Origin of the sequence: Ilyobacter sp., assembly GCF_041583315.1 — a bacterium.
Taxonomy (GTDB): Bacteria; Fusobacteriota; Fusobacteriia; order Fusobacteriales; family Fusobacteriaceae; genus Ilyobacter.
In genome coordinates this window covers 1-2,432 of sequence record NZ_JBFHGC010000445.1, presented here as the reverse complement: position 1 = coordinate 2,432, position 2,432 = coordinate 1, and the positions used below count along the sequence as shown (strand labels likewise).

Sequence of the window (2,432 nt, the reverse complement as noted above, 5' to 3'; positions counted from 1 at the left end):
TCATACTGTGGTGTAGGATGTCAGTTTAACCTTCTTTCCAGAGGAAACAAGATTGTAGGAGTAGAACCTATCAATATGGCACCAAATGACGGTCTACTTTGTGTAAAGGGAAAATTTGGTTATAAGTTTATAGACCATCCAGAAAGAGTGAAAACTCCACTTATCAAAGAAAATGGTGAGTTTAGGGAAGCTAGCTGGGAAGAGGCATATGACCTTTTTTTAAGTAAAGCTGGCAAGATAAAAGATGAATTTGGTCCAGATGCATTTGCAGGACTGGCTTCTGCAAGATGTACAAATGAGGATAACTTTGCATTTCAAAAATTTATGAGATTGGGCATAGGAACAAATAATATAGATCACTGTGCACGTCTCTGACATGCTTCAACAGTTGCCGGGCTTGCAACTACATTAGGAAGTGGTGCTATGACAAATAGTATCTCAGAAGCAAAGGATTCAGATCTGATATTTGTAATCGGGTCAAATCCAAGGGAAAATCACCCTGTAATAGGGGCAAAAATCAAACAGGCATATAGGAACGGTACTAAAGTGATAGTAGCAGACCCTAGAAGAATAGACTTAGCTGATGAGGCTGAAGTATTTATGCAGGTTAAGGTCGGAGCAAATATAGCTCTTATAAACGGGATGATAAATACAGTAATAACTGAAGGTTTAGTTGATGCTGATTATATAAAAAATCATACTGAAGGATATGAAGAACTAAAGGAAATGATTGCAAAATATACCCCTGAAGAGGTATCTGAAATAGCAGGAGTGTCTGCTGAAGATATCAGAAAAGCTGCAAGACTATATGCTACCAGTAAAGCTTCATCCATCTATTATGCCATGGGAATTACTCAGTTTAAAACAGGTACAAACGGTGTAATAGCTCTTTCTAACCTGGCATTAATCACAGGGCAGATAGGAAGACCAGGGACTGGAATAAATCCTCTGAGAGGACAAAATAACGTCCAGGGATCCTGCGACATGGGAGCATTCCCAGATGAATATCCAGGATACCAGAAGGTACTAGATAAAAATGTAATAGATAAATTTGAAAAAGTATGGGGAGTAGAAGTTCCTAAAAAAGTAGGGCTGACTCTGCCGCAGATTATGGATGCAGCTCATCATAAGGATGTTAAATTCATGTATATTATGGGAGAAAAACCAGTGGTATCTGATCCTGATACAAGGCATATATTGGAATCTCTGGAAGCACTGGACTTCCTGGTTGTTCAGGATATATTCATGACAGAAACAGCTAAAAAAGCTGATCTCATATTTCCGGCACTGACATTTGCAGAAAAGGACGGGACATTTACAAACACCGAAAGAAAGGTACAGAGGGTAAGAAAAGCCGTGCAGGCAGTACCGGAAGCCAAGGCTGACTGGAAAATATTTTCTGAGCTTTTAAATAAGTTTGGTTATGAGAGCAATTACTCCCATCCTTCTGAAATAATGGATGAGATAGCTGTTCTTGTCCCGCAGTATGCAGGAATATCCTATGACAGAATAGAAGTTGAAGGACTCCAATGGCCTGTAAAGGATAAAAACCATCCTGGAACCCCTATACTCCATGTAGGGGGAGCATTGAGGGGAATGGGTAAATTGGTACCTGTAGAATATGAACTTCCAGGGGATCTGATAAATGAAGAGTATCCTATAATACTCACAAACGGTAGAAATCTATACCACTACCATACAAGAACTATGACGGCTAAAACAGAAGGACTACATATGAAATCTCCAGAATCATACATTGAAATGAACCCTTTGACTTGTGAAAAAGTCGGAGTGACAGACGGAGACATGGTAAGGGTAACCTCTAGAAGGGGAAGTATCAAAACTAAGGTTGTAAAAACTGATAAGATACAGGACGGAACGGTATTTATGACATTCCACTTTGCTGAGGGATCGGCTAATGTACTTACAGGAACAGATGCAATTGATGAAAAGTCAGGAGAACCTGAATTAAAATTAACAGCCGTGTCTGTGGAAAAATGTGAGGTGAACTAGGAATGGATATTAAATTAATTATAAATAATAAAGAGACTACATTTGATAGCGGGATAAGTCTTTTGGAAAATCTGAGTAATATAGGTATAGAGATCCCATCTCTTTGCTACCATAAGGATCTGGGGAGTCAGGATGTCTGCGGAATATGTGTGGTAGAGATCGACGGAGAGCTGGTAAAATCCTGCTCTACAAATCCTAAAGAAGGTATGGTAGTGAGAACCTATACAGATGAGATAGAGGCAAGGAGAAAAGAGATCCTTGAAAAACTCATGAAAAACCACCCCAATGACTGTCTCATATGTGAAAAAGCAAAGGGAGACTGCCAGCTGCAGGACGCATGCTACGAGTATGGTGTGGAAAACAGAAATGAGAAACCTATTAAGGTATATGAAATAGACAGATCATCTGAAGGGATGATA

General features: G+C 39.4%; 2 protein-coding genes. Both read left to right on the top strand.

Annotation, left to right across the window (positions count from 1 at the left end):
- On the top strand, window positions 1–2,013 hold a 2,013-nt coding region (fdhF, locus tag ABZA26_RS12685; RefSeq protein ID WP_372714880.1), incomplete at its 5' end, for a formate dehydrogenase subunit alpha.
- 2 nt (window positions 2,014–2,015) lie between these two features.
- Window positions 2,016–2,432, top strand: a 417-nt coding sequence (locus tag ABZA26_RS12680) for a 2Fe-2S iron-sulfur cluster-binding protein (RefSeq protein ID WP_372714879.1), incomplete at its 3' end; no start/stop codon positions are given.